The organism is Methanobacterium sp. BAmetb5 (assembly GCF_003491305.1).
Taxonomy (GTDB): Archaea; Methanobacteriota; Methanobacteria; order Methanobacteriales; family Methanobacteriaceae; genus Methanobacterium.
On record NZ_CP022706.1, the window covers coordinates 506,997 to 525,000 of the forward strand.

Annotated in this window: 15 protein-coding genes (1 of these 15 running past the window's edge); 10 read left to right on the forward strand and 5 right to left on the reverse strand. The window is 33.9% G+C overall.

All coding sequences use genetic code 11. The annotated features are described in order from the left end of the window. The first annotated feature begins 30 nt into the window (after window positions 1–30). Complete coding sequence (locus CIT02_RS02370; protein ID WP_292613688.1) at window positions 31–1,158, forward strand: glycosyltransferase family 4 protein; 1,128 nt, start codon at window positions 31–33, stop codon at window positions 1,156–1,158. A gap of 25 nt (window positions 1,159–1,183) precedes the next feature. Here the strand turns inward: CIT02_RS02370 and CIT02_RS02375 are convergent, their stop codons facing one another. Next, on the reverse strand, window positions 1,184–1,963 hold the full coding sequence (locus tag CIT02_RS02375) for a hypothetical protein (protein WP_292613690.1): 780 nt from the start codon (window positions 1,961–1,963) through the stop codon (window positions 1,184–1,186). Window positions 1,964–2,157: 194 nt separating this feature from the next. Between CIT02_RS02375 and CIT02_RS02380 the strand changes: the two genes are divergently transcribed. Next, a complete protein-coding gene (locus CIT02_RS02380; protein WP_292613692.1) occupies window positions 2,158–2,988 on the forward strand; it encodes a glycosyltransferase family 2 protein in 831 nt (276 codons plus the stop codon). Between the two features lie 10 nt (window positions 2,989–2,998). Here the strand turns inward: CIT02_RS02380 and CIT02_RS02385 are convergent, their stop codons facing one another. Next, window positions 2,999–4,126 carry a glycosyltransferase family 4 protein gene (locus CIT02_RS02385; RefSeq protein ID WP_292613693.1) on the reverse strand — a complete coding sequence of 376 codons (1,128 nt, stop codon included), beginning with the start codon at window positions 4,124–4,126 and terminating at the stop codon, window positions 2,999–3,001. Window positions 4,127–4,192: 66 nt separating this feature from the next. After that, entirely contained in the window at window positions 4,193–5,644 is a 1,452-nt protein-coding gene (locus CIT02_RS02390; RefSeq protein ID WP_292613695.1) for a flippase, read from the reverse strand. A 946-nt stretch (window positions 5,645–6,590) separates the two neighbouring features. Here CIT02_RS02390 and CIT02_RS02395 point away from each other — a divergent pair. The 6 genes from CIT02_RS02395 (at window position 6,591) to CIT02_RS02420 (ending at window position 14,805) form a co-directional block, all read left to right on the forward strand. Further along, complete coding sequence (locus CIT02_RS02395) at window positions 6,591–8,378, forward strand: pseudomurein-binding repeat-containing protein (RefSeq protein WP_292613697.1); 1,788 nt, start codon at window positions 6,591–6,593, stop codon at window positions 8,376–8,378. 285 nt (window positions 8,379–8,663) lie between these two features. Then, complete coding sequence (locus CIT02_RS02400) at window positions 8,664–9,086, forward strand: DUF1616 domain-containing protein (RefSeq protein ID WP_292613699.1); 423 nt, start codon at window positions 8,664–8,666, stop codon at window positions 9,084–9,086. Window positions 9,087–9,143: 57 nt separating this feature from the next. After that, a complete protein-coding gene (locus CIT02_RS02405) occupies window positions 9,144–10,073 on the forward strand; it encodes an SDR family oxidoreductase (RefSeq protein ID WP_048073375.1) in 930 nt (309 codons plus the stop codon). A gap of 35 nt (window positions 10,074–10,108) precedes the next feature. Then, a complete protein-coding gene (locus CIT02_RS02410; protein ID WP_292613702.1) occupies window positions 10,109–11,824 on the forward strand; it encodes a glycosyltransferase family 39 protein in 1,716 nt (571 codons plus the stop codon). A gap of 131 nt (window positions 11,825–11,955) precedes the next feature. After that, complete coding sequence (locus CIT02_RS02415) at window positions 11,956–13,188, forward strand: GDP-mannose 4,6-dehydratase (RefSeq protein WP_292613704.1); 1,233 nt, start codon at window positions 11,956–11,958, stop codon at window positions 13,186–13,188. Between the two features lie 288 nt (window positions 13,189–13,476). Further along, the gene (locus tag CIT02_RS02420) at window positions 13,477–14,805 is read left to right on the forward strand and encodes a DUF2142 domain-containing protein (protein WP_292613706.1); all 1,329 of its coding nucleotides are present in this window, start codon (window positions 13,477–13,479) and stop codon (window positions 14,803–14,805) included. A gap of 85 nt (window positions 14,806–14,890) precedes the next feature. Here CIT02_RS02420 and CIT02_RS02425 read toward each other — a convergent pair whose 3' ends face one another. Continuing rightward, window positions 14,891–16,513 carry an NAD(P)/FAD-dependent oxidoreductase gene (locus CIT02_RS02425; protein WP_292613708.1) on the reverse strand — a complete coding sequence of 541 codons (1,623 nt, stop codon included), beginning with the start codon at window positions 16,511–16,513 and terminating at the stop codon, window positions 14,891–14,893. 32 nt (window positions 16,514–16,545) lie between these two features. After that, on the reverse strand, window positions 16,546–16,977 hold the full coding sequence (locus CIT02_RS02430; RefSeq protein ID WP_292613710.1) for a GtrA family protein: 432 nt from the start codon (window positions 16,975–16,977) through the stop codon (window positions 16,546–16,548). 480 nt (window positions 16,978–17,457) lie between these two features. Between CIT02_RS02430 and CIT02_RS02435 the strand changes: the two genes are divergently transcribed. Both CIT02_RS02435 and CIT02_RS02440 read left to right on the forward strand, forming a co-directional pair. Continuing rightward, entirely contained in the window at window positions 17,458–17,751 is a 294-nt protein-coding gene (locus tag CIT02_RS02435) for an energy-converting hydrogenase A subunit A EhaA (RefSeq protein ID WP_048073960.1), read from the forward strand. Beyond that, window positions 17,744–18,004: the 5' portion of a hypothetical protein gene (locus tag CIT02_RS02440; protein WP_048073378.1), read on the forward strand. It continues 243 nt past the right edge of the window; the window shows 261 of its 504 coding nt (coding positions 1–261); the start codon lies at window positions 17,744–17,746; the stop codon falls past the right edge of the window. Before CIT02_RS02435 ends, CIT02_RS02440 begins: the two co-directional genes overlap by 8 nt.

Below are 18,004 nucleotides of genomic sequence, written 5' to 3' on the forward strand. Positions count from 1 at the left end.
TACCGATTACTCATCAATCAGGAGAATATTATGAAAAATTCCAAAAAAAAGTACTTATGCATTTTTCCAAAACTCATGAATTTGCATTTGATTAAAGATGTGGGACTTTTACCTTATACCATGGGAAAATCTTTCGATTATGATGCGGCAATTCTCACTTATAATAATGATGATTATGATTATCTCAAAGAGGAGTTGAATAATGAATATCTAAAATTAATTTTCCTTAATAAAAAATTTAAGACTGAAACCAGGGATGTTTTATGTTATCTAATAAAAAATTCTAGAAAAATAGATGTATTACAATCATTTCATCTTCATGATACTATAGGTATTTTCTCTTATTTCTTAGTTTACAAACTTTTGAATCCCAAGGGAAAAACCTATGTAAAATTGGATGCTGATGATTTAATAACTTCAATCTTGATAAACAAAAAGGGAGTTTTTGGATTCCTGCAAAAGATTGCCATTAAACATTTAATAGACTGTATAAGCGTGGAATCGTCTAAACAATATAAGAAACTAATTGAAACCGAAACTATACCTCCAAATAAGCTTATTCACATCCCCAATGGAATATATATTAGCCAAGAAACTAAAATACCTAAAAAAAAGAATTATATTTTAACTGTAGGAAATTTAGGGACTCCTGCAAAAGCAACTGAAGTTTTATTAGAAGCTTTTTCCAAAATTGAAAAATTAGAGGATTGGAAATTAGTTCTTATTGGCAGTATAGAAAAATCATTTGAAGAAGAATATATCAAAAAATATTTTATAGAAAACCCTCATCTAAAAGATAAAGTAATATTTAAAGGATATGTATCTGACAGAGATGAGATCTATAAATTTTACTCTCAATCAAAAATCTTTTGTTTCCCTTCAAGATCCGAAAGCTTTGGAATAGCATTAATAGAAGCGGCCTATTTTGGAAATTACCTTGTTACTACTGATGTTGGTGGAGCAAAAGATCTGCTAAAAATAATTGGTTATGGTGAATTAATCAAACAGGATGATAGTGATTATTTGGCTGAAAGGCTACAAAAATTAATTTTAAACCCTGGAAAATTGGAAAAAAATCCTAAGAAATTAATGAAAGAAGTTAATGAAAAATATAATTGGTCCAATTTGTGTAAAAAGATTTATAAAATGATAAATTAGTAACTATATTCATTATCTCTATTTTCTAGATCAGAAAATTTTCAATAATTCCAATAACTAATCCATTAGCTCTATAATATGGGATGAAATCATAATTAAGATTATCAATATCTTCCCGACTAACTTGCCTCCATTGATTATCTTTACTAATTCGTTTCAAATAGTAAACTTCACTAAAAGGAAGCTTTTTATCTTTTAATAATTTATCTAATATTCCATTATATCCAATTGGCAAGGTAACAATAATTTTTCCTCGATTATTAAGTAAAGATTCGAGTTTTCTGATGGCTTTTGGAATTTTAGTATCATCTAAAGAACTAATATCCCCCTGAACATTATTATCAAAAACATGTTCATCCCAACCAACATGTTCCAAAGTTGAAATACTGACAATCAGATCATACTTTTCAGAACTCGGGATTTCTGAGATGTCACAGTTAATAACCCCTTTGTTTTTCTCATATTTATCAACAATGTCATGATTTGCAGGGAAATAATGAGAAATAACATTTCCAACTTCAAGGATCCTTTTGGAATCACTGCTACCCATAATTTCCATCATTATAGGAATTTCAATTGTTCTCTCATTCTTCCAAGTAGTATTGTAAATATGATAAAAATAATTATACCTCTTCTCATTAAATTCAAAATATAATCTTGATTTAAAAATTTTGTAATAATAATATTGGAAACTATCTTTATGAATTAAATTATAAACGTGTCCTCTAACAATTTTAATCCCTGAACGGATCACATAAATATATCCTTTATCCTTAGCCGCATTTTTAGCTCTTGAAAGCACCATTTTTTTGGCTCCACAAACAAAGAAATCTAGATAGTTTTATCTATTGCCTTTGGTAAATTTGGATCTAATCACAGATTCACCACTATCAAATTGAATTCATTAAATAATAAATATTACCATTGAATACATAAATTTCTATTATGAACTATAATAAGTTTTAAGAAAATAAAGGAAGTGCTAAGATAACGAAGATTATGCTATCTGTAATAATATTAAATTATAAAAATGTAAATCTCACATCGAAATGTGTTAGTTATGTGATTAATGCAACTAAAGATGCAAATATAAAAACTCAAGTGATAATCGTTGACAACAGCGCCCAAGAAACTGCTGATAAACTTAAAACGCTTATACCTGATGCTTATATAATTGAAAATATTGAAAACAAGGGTTTTTCTAAAGCGAATAATCAAGGTATTCTCGCTAGTGAAGGTGAATTTGTTTTACTATTGAATAATGATGCTTTTATTAATTCAAAATGTTTAGTCACTGGAATAGATTATATTAAAAATAATAAATGTGGAGTATGGGCTCCGAAACTAGTGGGTGAAGATGGATCCTTTCAGGTTTCGTGTGCAGAATTGCCTTCTATTAAAGGATTAATTCAGGAATATATTCTATTAAAAGATAATAATTCTTATCCTGATTTGAATAAATGGAAAGAACCACACAATGTAGGCAATGTCATAGGTGCTTTTATGCTGATGGAAAAAAAGAAAATTGAAGAAGTAGGGTTATTAGATGAGGATTATTTCTTCACAGTGGAAGACGTAGACTACTGTAAAAGGATTCACGAAGCAGGATATTCTGTAATATATGATCCTAGATGTGAAATAGTCCACATTGGTGGCGCTTCACAGGAAGATAAATGGATAAACGACCCTTATATGCATAAATTCCGTGTTCTTTATTTTAGGAAAAACCATGGAGTATTTATGGCATCCTTATCAAAGATCATCATTTATATGGGGCTAAAGATTAGAAAAGGCTTTTCTAAATACTCAAAACTTAGAAAAAAAGAATAATAAATTTATATTATTCTTTAAAATTAAATAATTTTTTAGTGTTATTAACAAAATTATCCATTCCAAATTCTTTTATCCTCATAATAGCTGCATAACTTTTTTCTTTCAATAAATATTCATCAGTTATAATCTTTAAAGTAATTTCCTTCAACTCTCTTGAATCATTCCATACAAAACCATCCACCCCGTCACGAACAATTTCCGGTTGTCCTCCTTTATTTATAACAACAGGAACACATCCCGCAGACATTGCCTCACCGGTGGTTATGCCAAAATGTTCCATAATTTCCGGGTTTTTGTTTTCATCTTCATTAAACCCTGTAGCATGCCAAAATATCTTTGATCTGCTGTATAAGTCTATCAGGTTCTCAAGAGAGGTGTTAACATGAAAATGTATGGGGTAACCTTTCGATTCTTCTTGACAAAGTCTTAAATATTCCTTATTTCCGGATATATCACCTACACCCCCCGCTAAATGATATTCCCAATTTTTTACTGATTTATTATTATCATATAATTCTTTAAAGATTTTTATCATGTCCAACTGCTTTTTACTATGTGCTCCTGTGAAAAATCTACCCACACTTACTATTTTATTCTCTTTTGGACCAGGATGAAACTTTTCTATATCAACTGGTGGATTTAATATCTCTATTTTATTATCGAAATATTTTTCAATCCATTTTTTAACAAACGTGGAGTACACCACTATTTTATCATAAGTCTTAAGGTTTTGGTCAAGGAAAGTTCTTGCCATCACCCTTTCAAAAATACTTCTTTTAATATTCGTGGGGGGAATTTGACATATATAAAAATTCTTAGATGAATTAGCGGGAATAACCGTGTTTATATCTTGATTTATAAAAATATCATATTGTTTGGTTATTTTTTTTAGCAGGAATGCTTTAACGTGTTTGTGTAAATGAAGGACTTGGACAAAATAATTTAATTCGAATTTCCGAATATTTACTCCCTGTAAATCAACATTTAACCGGCTTTCCAGTTCTTCTACATTAGGTTTTTCGAAAACAATGAATTCAACATCATTTTTTTCAGCCAGGATCTCTGCAATTTTGCAGATATACTTTTCTCCACCACCATAAGCACTTAAATCAGGGGCATAAATTCCAATTTTCACATTATCACGATTCATATAATTAATTTCACTAAGAGCACAGGTAACAGCTAACGCTTTAATAATATCCTAATCATCTTTTTGTTTATTAAATTCAAATGGTAAAATTTCCTTCAGAAGATTTATATCTTCATTATTAATTATTTTCATAACATAAATAACAATTAGGTATATAAATAACCCAATAATTCCTGCTAATATCCAATTTAGTTGTGTTTTTATAATATAAACAAAAATTCCCAAGATTATACCGCTTAAAATTGGTTTGAGAATATAATAATTCAAGGAAACTTTAAAGTAGTGTCTTGAAATGTAATAAAATAGTAATGAGAAACCCAATCCTTCAGTTAGAACTGTGGCAATAGAAGCACCAACGAAACTAAAGTTAGGAATAAGTATTAAAGTCAAAACCACATTAAATAATGCATTCGAACCCACTACAACAGTGACTAATCTCTGTTTATTCATAGCATTCATCATGTTGGTAAATAAGGCATTAAGGAATATTATTGGAATTGCCCAAATCAATGTTTGTAAAGCAATAATTGAAAGCACAAACTTTTCTCCATAAATAAGTAGTATTATCTCGTCTGCAAATACAAAACCATAAATAAGGATAAAGATTGCTACAACAAACAAATATTTAAACGATTTTTGATATTCAAGTTTTAATAGTTCCTTTGCTGATTCAAAGTGCCTAGACATTACAGGGAACAAAGCGGTGATAAAAAGGTTAGGTATGAATAAAAAGACATAAATTAACCTGTAAGCTGCATTATAAATACCAACTGCCTCATTACCTACCATCATAGAAAGCAGGAATGAATCTAACCAAAAATAGATTGTTACAAATATTCCTGTTACTGCAAAAGGCAGGGCTTCTTTAAATGCAGATTTACAAAAATTAATATCTATTTCTAAGTAGGGTAAAGAGATTTTTTTCACATAAATAACGAAAATATATAAAAATCCAAATATGCCTACAATAACATACACTGACGCAAAAGCGACAACAGATAATCCTAAATATATTACTGATAATGTTAAAGCCAACATTATAACATTACTTATAATCGTAGCTAAAGATTGATATTCCATTTTTTCATAAGCTTGTAAAATAGAGTAAAATACGCCAGTAAACGAACCTAATATAGTAGAAATTGCCATAACACAAATTACATTAATAATCTGTTGAGAATAACCTGCTAAATAAGAAACTATTACAATAACTCCAAATGTTATAATTCCTAAAACAATTTTTATTGCAGTGGTATTTGCAAAATATTTATCCGCTAATGATTTATCTCTGGCAACTTCTCTTACAGTAAGACTTGATAAACCAAGATCGGTCAATACACCAAAAATACCAGTGATAGAAAGTGCTATAGATATGATTCCCCAACCTTCAACCCCTAAATATCTTGCACTATATACAGTTGTAAGAAAAGTGAACACATAAGCTATAATATTAGATAATATTAATGCTGTAGTGTTTTTTGCTACACGACGTGCTACGCTCATATTGATAATACCTCATTCAATACAATGTGATGTAAGTGGAAATTATTTGGCATTTAGCTAATCTAATCTTGGATTAATCAATAGATGAATTCAACTTATCATTCTTAGTATGGATGATTAGATTATGTCTTATAAAGGTTTTCAATTAAGGATTGTAAAGTTAAGGGATTGAAATTCATAAAATATTACCTAAAATCACTTCAAATGTTAATGGCTGAATACATTTAAATTATTCTGAATTAGCTTTTTAACTACATTTTTATAGCATCAACTCCCCACTTCTAATCACTCATCAAAGGCTTTTTTTTAGAGAAATAATTGTTTGAACGAGATAATGTTTAAAAAAAAGATGACTGAAAAATGAAATTTAATACTTTGAGTTTTACCCCATCTTAATCTGTTCTAAGATATAAAAATGCCCCAAATTATGTTTATTTTCAAATTTTCTATCAACAAATATATATAATAACGAATTTTTAATATTAATATACGTCTAAATGACTTTTTGAAATCCTTAAAAAGTATTCAATCATAACATAAAAATACTGTAAAATTAATTTTTAATACTTTAAAGGGATTTTGATTTGGAGGCGATAAAATTAAAAAGATATTTTTTGTAGTGCTACTACTTGCAATAGCTGTTGTAAGTATCAATGGAACTTACGCCGCAACCGAAGACGGAAACCTATCTCACAACGAAAGCACTAATTTAACCGCTAATATCACGACTACCACAGACACAAGTGATACAAACACAAGTAATGCAAATAATCCTGATCAATCAAAATTAAGTAATTCTCCTTCTAATGACAATATGGCCGCAGGAGAACCAACAACTACCTTTACAATAGACCAGATTAAACAAGCGGCAACCACAGTCAGAGATTACATCGAAACTTACGACAAACTACCCGACAATGTATTAATCGGCACTACCACTGTTACTATGCCTCAATTCTTAGAACTACTAGCCACCGCCACCATACAAATCAACAACGGAAACAACAACCCCATAACCCTAAGAACATTCACCGCACCCAAAGACCCTCTGGAAAACATAGTAGCCGGAAACATCTACAAAACAGAATACCTCAAAATAGCCAACGACATCAAAAACTACATGGACACCAGCGGAAAAACACCAGACTTCGCCTACAAAACCAGCCTAGGAACATACCTACGCTACGAAAACCTCGTATACATGTACAGCATGATCCTCGACTACTACAACACCAGCGGAAACAAAGCAGCCTTCGCAGCAATGAAACCAATAACCATAGTCAACCTCCCCGTACTTAACACATTCACCATCGACCAAATCAAACAAGCAGCAACCACAGTCAGAGATTACATCGAAACTTACGACAAACTACCCGACAATGTATTAATCGGCACTACCACTGTTACCATGCCACAATTCCTAGAACTACTAACCACAACCACAATAAGAATCAACAACGGAAACAACAAACCCATACCATTAAGAACATTCACCGCACCCACAAACCCCCTAGAAAACATAGTAGCCGGAAACATCTACAAAACAGAATACCTCAAAATAGCCAATGCCGTTAAAAACTACATGGACTCCACTGGAAAAACACCAAACTATGTTAGTCCAACTAGTATAGGAACTCAACTTCGATATGAAAATTTAGTTTACATGTACAGCATGATCCTCGACTACTACAACACCAGCGGAAACAAAGCAGCCTTCGCAGCAATGAAACCATGGAGCGTTGTATCTCAACCAGTCCTCGCAACATTTACCATAGACCAAATTAAACAAGCAGCAACCTCAGTCAGGAATACCATAGAAACAACCCGGTTGTTACCAAAAACTGTACTCATTGGCACGACCAACGTTACTATGCCTCAATTCTTAGAACTACTAGCCACTACCACCATACAAATCAACAACGGAAACAACAACCCCGTAACACTAAAAAACTTCACTGCACCCACAAAACCCCTAGAAAACATAGTAGCCGGAAACATTCCCAAAACAGAATACCTCAAAATAGCCAACGACATCAAAAACTACATGGACACCAGCGGAAAAACACCAGACTTCGCCTACAAAACCAGCCTAGGAACATACCTACGCTACGAAAACCTCGTATACATGTACAGCATGATCCTCGACTACTACAACACCAGCGGAAACAAAGCAGCCTTCGCCGCAATGAAACCCTGGGCAAGACCAGTTTACCTTACCAGCGATAGGATAAGCACAACTACTGAAGGAGATTGGGCTAGATTGGCATCCATAGCTAGTATATTACAGTCATGGGGAATATCTGCTGTTGGATGGGATGTAGGTCCTGATACACAAAATGGTGTTCTGCGTGATACAGATGTACCTCAAGATGCATTAGTAGTCGACATTTATGGAGGAGCTTGCGCTGGAACTATCTATGCAATGGCACAAAGTTACTATTTGGGTATTAAAGGAGCTAGAAAAGTTTATTCCATCTGGATTTCACCACCGGCAGTTGATATAACAAATTTACCAACTAAGAAATTAAATGGCGGTGTTAACTTCCTTCCACGAGCACACGACGATGACTTCAGTACATACTTACCAGATTCTGGCTACAATTCAAAAGGTGTGCCTACTGATGGACTGAATAATCCCGACCAGTTCCTGATCAACCATGGATACAACTTCTTAGTAACCAGCGGTAATATTTTAGAAATGGCAACTGCAATCTTAAACCAAGCAAGAACATGATAGCAATTGGCTTTTAATAGCTACTATTCCACTATCAATGCCCAAAGATCGCTTTAGCCCCTTATTTTTTTTATTTTTCCAGCAACTCAAATCAAGACCACGAAAACTATTTAATTTTAATTAATTATATTAGGTATTAACTTCTCTTTAGTCTCTACAGACATTAGTTTTTTAACAAAAAGAATCACAGGCAGAGTTAAAAAAAATTCAATACATTGAGAATAAAAATTTACGGAAGTGAAATACTAATTATAAATATAATTACCATTACTAAGGGAGTGTTCCATGAAGGTTGAAGGACTTATTTCCATAATAATAATAATTGGCATAATACTAGGGATCATTGGAATATTTTATATAATATTAAATCCCAATGAAGGTGATAACTATACAGAATTCTACCTACTGGGAACAAAAGGGAAAGCAAGTGATTATCCCACTAATCTAAACGTTAACCAAATTGGTAATCTTATTGTGGGTGTCTCTAACCATGAAAATTTGAATTCAGACTATCTGCTTAAAATTACGGAAAATAACAAAACATTAAAAAATGAGAAAATAACCCTCAAAAACAATGAACAAATTGAAATACCATTCAACTTTTCCGAAAATTCTCCAGGCCAATATAAAATTCAATTTGATTTATATAAATTGCCGGAAACAAAAAATGTTTACCGATCACTTTTCATTCTGGTAAATGTAAACTAGATTCATCAAAAAATAGGGTTAAGATAGATCATCACTTTATATTGTTAGAGGATTATTATGAGAAATAAGAAAGTAGCAGTTACTGGGGGTCTTGGGTTTATTGGCTCCCATCTGGTGGAGAGGCTCTGTCAAGAAAATGAAGTGGTTATTGTGGACAATGAAACCACGGGTAGTATAAAAAATATCAAACACCTTGATTTCAGTAACATTAGCCTGGATCTGGGGGATATAACAGAAATTGATCTGGTAAACTCCTTTGAAGGTTGTGATTATGTTTTCCACCATGCAGCAATGGCCAGTGTGCCGGCCAGTGTAGCTGATCCTATCCAGTGTAATTTAGTAAATATCACAGGTACTCTGAAAGTTCTTTTAGCTGCCCGTGACAGTGGAGTTAAAAAGGTGGTTTTCGCCTCATCAGCAGCTGTTTATGGTGATAACACTAACTTACCTTTATCTGAAAGCACCCCCCTTAAACCAGTTTCACCCTATGCCCTGAGTAAAGCTGTGGGAGAAATGTACTGTCAGTTGTTTGCGGATATCTATGAATTACCCACCATTGCCCTTAGATATTTTAATGTTTTTGGCCCCCGGCAGGACCCTAATTCACAGTATGCTTCGGTAATTCCACATTTTATTAGCCGTATATTGAAGGGGGAAAGACCAGTTATTTTTGGTGATGGTGAACAGAGTAGGGACTTCATATACGTTAAACACATTGTGGAAGCAAATTTAAGAGCATGCCTGTCAGATTACACGGGTGCATATAATATAGCCACAGGAAAAAGAACTACTATCAATCAGCTGGTCCCGGTAATTAACCAAACACTGGGTAAAAATATGGGCCCCATTTACGAGGAACCACGACCCGGTGACATAAAACATTCCCTAGCTGATGTCTCCAAAGCAGAAGTATTAAACTTTAAACCATCCATCAATTTTGCTGATGAACTGGGCGAAACTGTGCAGTGGTTCGTTAAAAATCAATAGTTGTGGAAAAATTAACAGTGCCGACTGGTGGTATATTGGACCGAGCCCAAGATAATGGATCTTTTTTTGATAAGTTAGGTGAATTGCTTCACCAACCACTGACCATACTGATCCTGATTACAGGAGTGCTGGTTGCTTATCTTTTGAAGGTTCAAATAAAAATAGGTGTTCCTTACTGGGATGTTTTCAACTATCTGAATAATGCCCTTCATTTTGCAAATATGGGAAGTAGTGGAGTTGTTAATCACCTACCACCCCTGATTCCCGTAGTGACCTCCCTTGTTTTCAGAATGGGATATGTTTCCGTGGATGTAATATTCCTTATAAGTGGTTTAATATTTATTTTAGGAGTCATTGGATTATATTTACTGTTAAAGGAGAGATTCGATCCTACCAAGAGTTTAGCCGGGAGTTTAATTTTCATTTCCTTACCAGTGATAATGGCTTGGGCTGTAAGTGGAGGTATAGATCTTCCAGGAGTTGTTTTTTCAATTTGGGCACTTTATTTCCTGGTAATTGGATTAAATAAGGATTCAAAGTTTTTGTTTTTGGTACTGCCACTTTTGGTTGTCTCCTTACTCACCAGGTACACTGCGGGTTTGATAGTCGTCCCCATGATTTTCTACATTTTGGCTAATCTAAACCAGGTTAAAAAGATTCTCCACATGAAAAAGAAGGTTATTTTGGGAATTTTAATAGAGCTTGGAGTTTTATTGGCCATTTTCACATACTTCATACTGCAGCTGGACACCAGTGCCCTATTCGGACTGTTTTTTGATGTTGTAACCTCTTCATCCTCCGGTGTGGAAGATGTAGCTTATAACTCAAACTTATTATATTTCCTTCAGAATTCGTTGAATTATATCTCGTTAGGACCAGTTCAGGGCACTTACCGTCAATTATTGAATCCTTCTGAAGGTATTCCTTCGGTATTGGCATATATAATTGCCATAATAAGTGTTATGGGAATTTCTTCATATATTTACCGGGTTTTAAGCACTGGAAAGGAAAATGATATTTCACGGGCCAATCTTGCCAATTTAGGAAAGCTCATCGTGGTTTTAGTTCTCTTCATGGGTTTAGTTCTCAGTTTCTATAATAAATCTCTAATTCTGAGCGAAATTTTCTTACTGGTCTTGGTGTATCTTTTATATAGATTTATGGCCCGGGGAAAATTTGAAGTGGATAGTAAATTAGCTCTGGACCTGATGTTTCTATCCTGGTTTGGTGCCTATTTCATATTCCACGGCATTTTACCCTTTAAAGTGGATAGATATTTCATCACCATGGCCCCGGCATTTACTTATTTCATAATTTTGGGTTTAAGTCAATTTATTGGGGAACTAAAACCTAGAATTAAAGGCCTAAATTCTAAATCCGGATGGATTTATTTAATGGTAGCATTAATATGTTTATCATCAGCTACCGCTACCTACATTGGACACACCCCCCAAAAAACATTCACCGTGGATATAAACAATGCCAGTGAATGGATTAAAGGATATGACCCCGGTTACAGTAGTAAAGTAATTGGTTCGGATTACCCCAACGCAGTAACCTGGTATCTCCACCAAGACACCACTGGAGCGTATCCAAAAAATTACAATAATACCGAGGAATTCGCTGACTATCTGCATAAAAACGGGGTTTACTATTATTTTGATTCCAATAAATCCCATCCCAATCTCCAAGGTTATCATATCATAAAAACATTTGGAGTGGTGGCCATATATGAAAAAACAACACCATAATAATATTTTTAAAATCCTGATTTAAACCAATTAATAAACCGAAAAAATAAGTTATACTTCAATTAATTAAATAGTGGTAGAGAATTTTCAATTTAATTTAACTTATATTAACCATATCAAGAGGTATTAACATGAATTGGAAAGACAAAAATGTTCTTATAACCGGTATAGGTGGATTTGCAGGTTCTTATTTAGCTAAAGAACTCGTCACCCGAGAAGCTAATGTTTATGGATTGATTAGAAGAAGGGCTGATGGAACAACAGCTAAAAACATCATCGACCGTGGAATCAGCAACGATGTGAACTTGATTGAAGGGGATCTTACCGATATAACCTCTCTATCTGGAGCTCTTGACCAGTCTGAGCCAGATTACATTTTCCACCTGGCTGCTCAATCATTTGTGGAAAGATCCTTCCATAACTCCCAGGAAACCCAGAACATTAACTGTATGGGAACTGCTAACCTGCTGGAAGCTTTACGTATTAAAGACCAGGACTCGAAAATTGTCTTTGCTGGTTCCAGTGAAGAATATGGATTGGTGCTATCTTCCCAGGAACAGTATGAAAATGCTAAAAAAGAATACGGAACAATTTTCCCCGAACCAGAAGAGATACCAGAAGTACCTATAAAGGAAACTAACCCCCTAAGACCCATGTCTCCTTATGCCGTGTCTAAGGTTTACGGGGATTATCTGATGCGCAATTACTATCACTCTTACGGTGTGGATACTGTGGTTTCCCGGGCATTTAACCACGAAGGAGCTGGAAGAGGGATCATGTTCGTTACCTCCGTAGTGACCAACCAGATTATGAAACTTAAATTTGGTGAAACCGACCGTATTGTTATTGGAAACCTCAATGCCCTGCGTGACTGGTCCCATGTAAAGGATATTGTCCAGGGATACCTGTTACTTGCAGAAAAGGGACACTCTGGAGAAGTATACAACCAGGGTTCCATGCGCACTAACTCTGTTCTCAGCTATATCCTGGTTGGTTTAGAAGAAGCAGGATGGAATGTGAACAAAATCGAAGCAGTAAATGGGGGTAAAGAAATCCAGGACCCCACTGAAGTTGATGAAAGCCCTATTTTTGGTATTAAGTTCCCTAAAACCAAAGTTGACCAGTTAATCCTGGAAAATGAATTGGAATACAAACTGGAAGATAAAGGAATCAACGTGGACACCGAACAAGGAAAAGTTTTGATTGATTTCAATCCAGACCGATTCCGACCAGCGGAAGTTCCAATCTTATTTGCCGACACCCATAAAATCCAGAAATTAGGCAGTAAAATTGATTACAGTCTGAATGATATACTGAAGGACCAGTTAAACTATTTCATGAATAAAGAGAATAGGACTCCCTAATTCTCTTTTATTTACATATAACCAATAACTTTTTATTTAGATGATGTGAATTTATTTTCTGAAGTTATTATTGTCCATTTCTGTGAAAGTAACTACACCACTTGCTATTTTTTTTATAATAATTTCTAGGATTTTACCGGGATTTCTGGTAGCCCCTTGAATATTCTGATTTGAATTTAAAGCATCAAAATGTATTGTAGATACAATTTACATATTTTAAGGTTAAGTCTGCTTTATTAGGTTTATCAGGACACTAACTTTATAAATTGATGATTACTAATAGTACTGATGATTAATATTATTAATAAGGCTAAACCGGAAAAAATTTTTCTAATAATAGCTGTAGTTTATGGGTTAATATTTTTGATATTTACTCCCTTCATGGTACCTGATGAAGGGCCACATTTTTACAAAACACTAGATATCAGTGATGGGCATCTAAAAATAACTAAAGTTGGTGAAGGTGCGGGAATTTATGTTCCAGAAAGTGTGATAGTTACATTTAACAATTTTTCCATAAACTCATTATCGCCGGAGTTATATCTCCCGTTTAATAGTAATGATAGAGTTTTTTATGATATATCTGGGATCGCGATTGCTAGCTATTCTCCCCTTCCCTATTTAGCCTCGGCAATTGCAATCAGTATTGGAAAATTATTCAATTTTTCACCAATAATTCTGCTTTACATGGGTAGATTGGCAAATTTACTGTTATGGATTTTTCTGTGCTATTTAGCTATTAAAATGACCCCTATTCATAAGTGGGTCTTTCTTTTAATATCATTAATGCCCATGGCCCTTTTTGAAGCGTCTTCACTTTCTGCAGATAGTTTTACAATGGGAATAGTATTATTAACCGTGGCTTTTTTCTTTAAATTATCATTGGATAATAATGAAATCACTGCAAAAGACAAATACATTTTATTGGCACTAGTATCTCTAGTTAGTCTTACTAAACCAACTTATTTTATTATAATATTCCTATTTTTCATGATCCCTAAAAACAAATTCAAAAATGGACGTGAACGTTTTTTTAATATTTTTTTAATATTTGCAGTTGGTTCATTGCTTATATTAACATGGAGTGCCATTAATAGTGGGCTGTACATACCTAGTCATGTTCCAGGTGTATCAACTACTGAGCAGATTTCAATAATTATTCATAATCCTTTTAACTACCTTACAATAGTGTTGCAATCTTATCTATACAATATTAATCTTCATTTGACGATGTTAATCGGTAATTTTTCTATTGGAGCACTTGAAAACCCATTACCATTATGGTTAGTGTGCATCTATACTCTATTTTTAATGGCAGTGCCACTACTGGATAAAAATAAGATAAACGTAACTATTGAACAAAAATCTATATCATTAATCACATTCTTTATTACTTTAGCTATCACAACTACCTTAATATATATAACTTGGAACAAAGTAGGCGTTAATTATATATTAGGTATACAAAGCAGGTACTTTATTCCAGTAATGCCCCTTTTGTTACTTATTTTTTATAATAAGAAATTAAATCATGAATTTAAATATTTAAAACTAATAATTATCTTATTTATTATTATTTCCCTAACAATATCCATATTTTTGATTGTATATGGATGAAAAAAATTTTATGAAATATTTTCAATTTCAGTAAACCATGCTTACCATGGGATAAATAGAAATTATTTAAACTCCGAGAGTTAATTTATCTTTTTTCCTCATGATATTCTTCTTCAGCATTTATTTCCCATAGATTTTCCTTGGATTTTACTCCCTTCATTATATTTTCCACCGCATTCATGGCGGTGAGCATGGAGTGGTCCATATTATTGTAACGGTGCATACCATTCCTTCCTATCAAAAATAGGTTTTTAAAGCTATCCGTGTAGTCCCTAATTGTGTCAAACTGATCATAGGTGCCAAAATATGCAGGGTAGGTCTTTTGCACCTTTATAACCACACTATCAATAACATCTTTACTGTCTATAATATCTATTTTTTCAAGTTCTTTTATGGCAAAATGGGTAAAATCCTCGTCAGACATTTCCCACATTTCATCACCCTCATTACAAAAGTATTCCAGACCAATCCACACTTTTGAATCGTCTTCTACTAGATAAGGGCTCCAGTTATTGAAAATTTGAAGTCTGCCCACCTGGACATCTCTTTCTTGAATGTATATCCAGTTGTCAGGTACCAGATCATTAACAGTTTTCAATTTGGTTTGATTTTTTATATTCAGCTCATTGAGAAGTAGACCCACGGTTATAAAATCACGATACATTAAGCCCTGGGCTACAAGAGAAACCTCTGGTGGTACTTCTTCCCCAAAGGAGTGGATAAGATCTTTAACTGGCATAGTGGAGAAAAAATAGTCTCCTTCTATTCTCTTTAGTTGATCAGTTTCCTCATCTTTTACCTTAATAGCAGTTATTCTGTCATCTGTGGCCTCAATTCCCACTACTTCCTGGCCGTGATGTATTTCTGCTCCTTTATCAGTAATTAATTCTGCCACTTTTTCCCATAGCTGTCCGGGACCATACTTAGGGTACATGAACTGACCTATTAAACTGGTTTCCACGTTCTTCTGAGATATAGAGTTATCCTGGGTGAATATCTCTTTAAAAGCATGAATAACTGCATTGGTAATTGAAAGTCCCTTTATTCTTTGGGATCCCCAGTCCGCAGTGATCTCTTTACAGGGAACACCCCACACCTTTTCAGTGTAGTCCTTGAAAAAGGTAAGATATAGTTCCACACCAAAACGATTGATAAAAAAGTCTTCAAGAGATTTTTCAGGTTTAATTTTACTAAAAGATGTTTTTATGTAACTTAAACCTATTTTTAAAGTTCTTTTTAGTCCTAAATTAGAAAAAGTATTGTAATTAAGAGATACTGGATAATCAAAGAACTTTCGCAGGAAGAATATCCGTGACAATCTACTGCGATTGAGCATTACCTCATCTGCATTTTCCGGATCCGGTGCAGTATGAGTTTCTGGGTCCACAGAACCTATGTTCCTTTTCTGAAAGTCTTGGGAAAGGGGTACTTCACGTCCGACCGCAATATCATCCCTGGCGGGAGCTCCCTGTAGTGGTAAAATATTGATCCACCAATCCATGACCCGGTCTGACTTTGAAAAAAATCTGTGACCACCAATATCAATTTTATTACCTTTATAAGTAATGGTTTTAGATATTCCTCCAATTTCGTGGCTTTTTTCATAGATTATAGGTTTGATATTAGTTTTATCCAAGAGTTCATAGGCTACAGTGAGGCCTGCCGGGCCTGCACCAATTATAATTGCTTTTTTAGTAGTATCAACCATTAATTTTCCCCTGAAAAATATTTAATAATAAATTATCGGAATAATGTGAATTTACGTGCAAAAAAGTTCCAGAATAAAATTATCACTGCGGAAATAATTTTTGAATACAAATAATACATCTGGAGGTTGTCTGTGAAAAACCATATAATAACTTCGTTTAATCCCAAACCGATTATTCCAATAAGGGCAAATATTCCAAATTCAAATGTTCTGTTTTCCACAGTCCTTCTGTTAAAAACCCAATTTACACTTAAAATGTAGTTTGCAAATAGCCCTAAAATAAATGCTATTGCGGCTGAAATGAGATAATAAACACCTAAAAAGTCAGTGAGTATGAACAGAGAGCCAAAATCAACTATGAAAGCTGCTCCACCCACAAAAATGTATCTAAACAGTTGGATCGTGGTTCTGTCAGTCTGATCCTTCAACAGTTTTTTACCTAAATCATTTAAAGACGCTTTCATTTTTACCCCATTATCCTATCTTACATTTAATACCATTACCTATAAACTTATACAAAAAATTAAGGGAAATCACTATTTAAATCTATGTTATCCCGTAGTTAGGGATGTTTTATTCATAATATCTTTACATTTTAAAAAAAATATTATTTTAGGCGGCCAAATGGACAAAAACAATCCCATATATTTAATTATAACAATCATATACCCTGATTTAAATATTGTAAATCATTTATTTTGAAGTAAAGGCACCATAAGTTTAATAGATTTCAATCTAAAATGTAATAAATAAGAAGCTAAAGGTTCCACATTAATGATATTAAAAACTAAAAGATAATTTTTTTAACAGTTAACTCACCTTTCAAGGGAACATTAACATTGTCCCGGAATTTCACAGAAATTGGGGAAACCCTGTCAGTAATAACCCACATAATATCCTCAAGTAAAAACATTTATATAGATCAAGGAGACCACCTATTTATCATGATTATTCATGCTAATGTGATCAGTTACCTCATTGCCTTGGCGGCAGCACTGATACTCGGCGTTATTTTAAGATTACCATTGCTTCCAGAAAAACCTATGAGGAAATCCTGGACCATAAGCGCAGTATTCCCAACTGCAGTATTAGCTATTGGATTCTACGCCATAGTATATGAGTTAGGCTACCAGGGATACATTGTGGCCTTAATCACCGGGATCATCACTGCTTTATTCAGTAAGTTTATTTTAGAAAAGGTGGTTCCCGTACCTGAATCGGAGGAATCCCATGAATGAAATTTTAGGAATAGTAATAGCCGCTGTTATTTCCTGGTTGAATTTCGTGCTCATCGACACCTGGATGGGACTTCCCGAAGCTCCGGGTGTTAAAGGGGCTGATGTAATTGGCAGGTCAATCCAGGCTCGCGGGGGAGATCTGGCCGGAGGATTCTTCCAGGGGAATATCGTATGTTCACCTGATGCATCCGCCGGGACACTTCTGGCTTCAATTGCCTGCTACGCCATAGGAACCCCTGAGGGAGGATTAATA

What these genes read in the sequence shown, in the direction of transcription:
- CIT02_RS02435 (WP_048073960.1), top strand. Translation starts at nt 17,458, where the DNA reads ATGATTATTCATGCTAATGTGATCAGTTACCTCATTGCCTTGGCGGCA.
- CIT02_RS02420 (WP_292613706.1), top strand. Translation starts at nt 13,477, where the DNA reads ATGATTAATATTATTAATAAGGCTAAACCGGAAAAAATTTTTCTAATA.
- CIT02_RS02380 (WP_292613692.1), top strand. Translation starts at nt 2,158, where the DNA reads ATGCTATCTGTAATAATATTAAATTATAAAAATGTAAATCTCACATCG.
- CIT02_RS02400 (WP_292613699.1), top strand. Translation starts at nt 8,664, where the DNA reads ATGAAGGTTGAAGGACTTATTTCCATAATAATAATAATTGGCATAATA.
- CIT02_RS02395 (WP_292613697.1), top strand. Translation starts at nt 6,591, where the DNA reads ATGCCTCAATTCTTAGAACTACTAGCCACCGCCACCATACAAATCAAC.
- CIT02_RS02415 (WP_292613704.1), top strand. Translation starts at nt 11,956, where the DNA reads ATGAATTGGAAAGACAAAAATGTTCTTATAACCGGTATAGGTGGATTT.
- CIT02_RS02405 (WP_048073375.1), top strand. Translation starts at nt 9,144, where the DNA reads ATGAGAAATAAGAAAGTAGCAGTTACTGGGGGTCTTGGGTTTATTGGC.
- CIT02_RS02390 (WP_292613695.1), bottom strand. Translation starts at nt 5,644, where the DNA reads ATGAGCGTAGCACGTCGTGTAGCAAAAAACACTACAGCATTAATATTA.
- CIT02_RS02375 (WP_292613690.1), bottom strand. Translation starts at nt 1,963, where the DNA reads ATGGTGCTTTCAAGAGCTAAAAATGCGGCTAAGGATAAAGGATATATT.
- CIT02_RS02370 (WP_292613688.1), top strand. Translation starts at nt 31, where the DNA reads ATGAAAAATTCCAAAAAAAAGTACTTATGCATTTTTCCAAAACTCATG.
- CIT02_RS02430 (WP_292613710.1), bottom strand. Translation starts at nt 16,977, where the DNA reads ATGAAAGCGTCTTTAAATGATTTAGGTAAAAAACTGTTGAAGGATCAG.
- CIT02_RS02425 (WP_292613708.1), bottom strand. Translation starts at nt 16,513, where the DNA reads ATGGTTGATACTACTAAAAAAGCAATTATAATTGGTGCAGGCCCGGCA.